Raw genomic sequence first — 3,884 nt, 5'->3', positions numbered from 1 at the left:
CGGCGCGCTCGCCTCGCTCGCGTACCTCGAGGGCACGGGCGCGCTCGTGGACGCGGGCGACGTGTCCGTGGACCGCGGCGACGACGACGCCCCAGGCGAGCTCGAGGCGGGCCAGGCCGAGCTGGCCACGGTGGCCAGCGGGCTGCTGAACGCCCACGACCTGGCCGTGGTGCTCGGCGGCGGACACGAGACCGCCTACGCCTCGATCACGGGCCTGACCGAGTCCACGCGCGTGGGTGCGGGCACCCGCGTGGGCATCCTCAACCTGGACGCGCACTTCGACCTGCGCGAGGCGCCGCGGCCCAGCTCCGGCACCCCGTTCCTGCAGGCGCTGCGGGACGCCGAGGGGGCGGAGCATCAGCTCTCCTACGCGGTGGTGGGCATCAGCGAGGCCAACAATACCCGCGCCCTGTTCGACACCGCGCGCGAGCACGGGGTCACGTGGGTGACCGACGAGCAGGCCCAGACCGCCGACGTCACCGGCGTCCGCCGCTGGGTGCGCTCCTTCATCAAAGCGGTGGACGTGCTCTACCTGACGATCGACCTGGATGTGCTGCCCGCCGCCGTCGCCCCGGGGGTGAGCGCACCGGCCGGCTTCGGCGTGCCGTACGAGGTGATCCACGCGTGCGCACTGGAGGCTGCCCAGTCCGGGAAGCTGGCCCTGGCCGACGTCGTGGAGCTCAACCCCGCCCTGGACGTGGACGGCCGCACGGCGAAGGCCGCGGCCCGGCTGATCCACACGATCGTCAGCCGTCACCGGACGGACGCGTCGCTGCTGGCCTGAGGCGGGCCGGGGGCGCATTCGGGCCCGGGGTCCGCTCGCGTCAGTGCCCCTCTGCCCACGGGGCCGGGGGCTCGGCGCGGCCGTGGGCCGCGCGTCGGGCGGCATAGTCCAGTGCCGAGCGTGCCAAGAAGTCATGCAGGGCCAACACCCCGGCCCGGGCACCCGCCGAGTCCCTCCGGGTCACCGCTTCCAACGCCGGGACGTAGAACGCCCGGCCATGCTCGACCTCGTCGGGAAGGTCCTTCGTGGTGGCGAGCCAGAACCGCCGGGAGAGCCCCTGGAGCGGGACCAGGGAATCGGCGAGATAGCGGTTGTTCGCGATCGTGCGCAGGAGTTCGTGCGAGCGCCCGACGGCCGCGACGTACGCCGGCAGGTCCTCCACCGTGCGCAGGTGCCGCACGTGGGCCGCGACGGCGGCCAGCTGCTCCTCGTCCGCCCGCGAGCAGGCCAGTCCCACGGCCAGCGCCTCGAGCGACCGCCGCACCTCCAGCCTCTCCAGCTGGTCGTCCACGGAGATCGCGGGGACCTGCAGGCCACGTCCGCCCCCGACCAGGAGCCAGTGGTCTCGGATGAGGCGCTGCACGGCCTCGCGCAGGGGTGTGCGCCCCGTCTCGGCGGCGTCGATGAGGGCCGCCTCGCTGAGGACGGCGCCCGGTGGCAGTTCCCCGGTCTCGATCTTCTGCGTCAGGCGGGCGTAGGCCTCCTCCGACTTGTTCATGGTCCCAGCCTAGGCAGTCATCTGCCCTCACCCCCTTGATATATCCGGAATATGCGGCGTAGCGTGGCCCACACCCTGTTACCGGCATCACATGGAGGACTCATGAAGTACCGCCCGCAGCACGAGGCCAACCCCCTGCCCTTCTCCCCCTTCAAGAGCTCCACCGTGCCGCGGCCCATCGGCTGGCTGTCCTCCGTGAGCACGGACGGCATGGAGAACATCGCCCCCTACAGCCAGTGGCAGAACCTCACCTTCGACCCGCCCATGGTGATGTTCTCCGCGAACCAGTACCCGGACGGACGCCGCAAGGACACCGTCCTCAACGCGGAGCAGACCGGCTGGTTCGTGTGGAACATGGCCACCTACGACCTGCGCGAGGCCGTCAACGTCTCCGCCATGGCCCTGGAGCCGGGCGAGAGCGAGTGGGACCGCATCGCCGAGCACGGCGTCACCAAGGTCTACGCGGACAACCACCCCATCCCGATGGTCGCCGAGTCCCCCGTGCGCTTCGAGTGCCGCTACCACTCGACGCACCGCATCAAGGGCGACTCGAACGTCGGCACCATCGACGTGGTCTTCGCCCACGTGGACACCATCCACATCGACGACGACGTCATCACCGCCGACGGCCGCATCGACATCCCGCGCATCCAGCCGATCGCCCGCCTGGGCTACTTCGACTACACCGTGGTGCGGGAGACCTTCGAGATGCGGGTGCCCGGCGCCGACGGCGATGCCCAGGCCGGCCTCGAGGGGCGGGCATGAGCACCGCGGCCACCAGTGCGGCCCGGCCCGCTCCCGTGCCCCGGGCCCGCCCCCGGAGCCTGAAGGACATGCTGGCCGTGAACTTCGGCAACGCGCTGGAGTGGTACGACTGGAACGTCTACACGATCTTCGCCCCGGTCTTCGCGGCGCAGATCTTCCACGCGGACAATCCCACCTCCGAGCTGCTCGCGACCCTGGCCGTCTTCGCGGTGGGCTTCGTCGCCCGCCCCATCGGCGGCTACGTGTTCGGCGCCTACGCGGACCGGGTGGGCCGCAAGCGCAGCCTCTTCGCGGCGATGATGATCACCGCGCTCGGCAGCCTGATCATCGCCTTCACCCCCACCTACGGCACGGTGGGCGTCCTCGCCTCGGTGATCCTCGTCGTCGCCCGCCTGCTGCAGGGCCTGGCGCACGGAGGCGAGATGGGCACCTCCGTGACCTACCTCGTGGAGCGCGCGCCGCAGGGCCGGCGCGGGCTGTTCGGGGCGACGTCGTGGGTGTCCGTGGTGGTGGGCACGATCCTGGCGACGCTCGTGGGCCTGGCCATCAACACCCTGCTCACCCACGAGCAGGTGGCGTCCTGGGGCTGGCGGGTGGCGTTCGGCATCGGCGGCGTCCTCGGCCTCTACGCGCTGTACCTGCGACGGAGCCTGACGGAGTCGGAGCACTTCACGGCGGCGCAGCAGGTGGTGCCCACCGCCGACGAGGCCCCGCACCGGGAGCCGGGTGCGGTGTGGCGCGGCCTGCTGACGATCTTCCTGGTCTCCGCGGGCGGCTCGCTGATGTTCTACACGTGGCTGATCTACCTGCCCACGCACGCGCAGGTGGCCCATCACATGGACAAGTCCACCACCCTCTCGGCCTCGCTCGTGGCCCAGGTGATCTTCCTGGCCGCCATCCTCGGGGCGGGCCTGCTCGGCGACCGGATCGGCCGCCGCCCGCTGGTCATCGCCTTCGGCCTGCTCTTCGTGGTGCTGCCGTTCCCGCTGTTCGGCATGCTGGACGGCACCTTCGCCTCGTTCCTGCTCGTGCAGACCATCGCCCTGCTGGCCGTGGCGCTGCTGTTCGGCGTCAACGGCGCCGTCTGGTCCGAGGTGCTGCCCACGGCGGTGCGCGCCAAGGGCGTGGCCACCATGCTCTCGCTGGCCACCGCGCTCTTCGGCGGCACGGCGCCGTACCTGATCACGTGGCTGACGGCGCAGGGGTGGACCAGCGCGTTCCCGATCTACCTCATGGTGGTCGGCGGACTCACCGGCCTGACCGGCCTGGTCATGAAGGAGACGAAGGACGTGGACCTGGCGGCCTGAGCCGGGGCGACCGGGCCCGATTCCCCGGCCGCCCCTCCGCACACAGAGTGGTCACGACACGCCGTCTCGTGCACACGCACGCGGCATGTCGTGACCACTCTGTGGCGTCAGTGCCCCTCGGCCTCGGCGCCCGCGGACTCCTCGGCCAGGTCCTGCGGCTCGGCCTCGGCGGACACACCCGCGAGGGCCTCCGCCACGGCGGCCAGCACGGACCCGGTCGCGCAGGCCTGCTCGGCGGCGGCCAGGCTGCGGGGCCATGTACGTCATCCGGGCCGGGCCGGGGACGCCGGCGTCACGGATCACGCGGACG

The 3,884-nt window shown here is 71.9% G+C and carries 4 protein-coding genes; 3 read left to right on the top strand and 1 reads right to left on the bottom strand.

The window, feature by feature from the left end:
• Nucleotides 1–784, top strand: a 784-nt coding sequence (hutG, locus tag AC2W7A_RS10260) for a formimidoylglutamase (RefSeq protein ID WP_485991267.1), incomplete at its 5' end; no start/stop codon positions are given.
• A 40-nt stretch (nt 785–824) separates the two neighbouring features.
• Here hutG and AC2W7A_RS10255 read toward each other — a convergent pair.
• On the bottom strand, nt 825–1,502 hold the full coding sequence (locus AC2W7A_RS10255; protein ID WP_485991266.1) for a GntR family transcriptional regulator: 678 nt from the start codon (nt 1,500–1,502) through the stop codon (nt 825–827).
• A 102-nt stretch (nt 1,503–1,604) separates the two neighbouring features.
• Between AC2W7A_RS10255 and AC2W7A_RS10250 the strand changes: the two genes are divergently transcribed.
• Nucleotides 1,605–2,267, top strand: coding sequence for a flavin reductase family protein (locus tag AC2W7A_RS10250; protein WP_248194578.1), 663 nt, complete (start codon nt 1,605–1,607; stop codon nt 2,265–2,267).
• A complete protein-coding gene (locus AC2W7A_RS10245) occupies nt 2,264–3,574 on the top strand; it encodes an MFS transporter (protein ID WP_485991265.1) in 1,311 nt (436 codons plus the stop codon). Before AC2W7A_RS10250 ends, AC2W7A_RS10245 begins: the two co-directional genes overlap by 4 nt.
• Nucleotides 3,575–3,884 lie beyond the last annotated feature (310 nt).

This window comes from Micrococcus sp. LASM2_SD2 (assembly GCF_057364565.1).
Note: the sequence above shows the minus strand (reverse complement) of the source record. Positions and strands in the feature narration are given on the sequence as shown.

Coding starts and splice junctions, on each gene's coding strand:
- AC2W7A_RS10255 (WP_485991266.1), bottom strand. CDS start 1,502: ATGAACAAGTCGGAGGAGGCCTACGCCCGCCTGACGCAGAAGATCGAG.
- AC2W7A_RS10250 (WP_248194578.1), top strand. CDS start 1,605: ATGAAGTACCGCCCGCAGCACGAGGCCAACCCCCTGCCCTTCTCCCCC.
- AC2W7A_RS10245 (WP_485991265.1), top strand. CDS start 2,264: ATGAGCACCGCGGCCACCAGTGCGGCCCGGCCCGCTCCCGTGCCCCGG.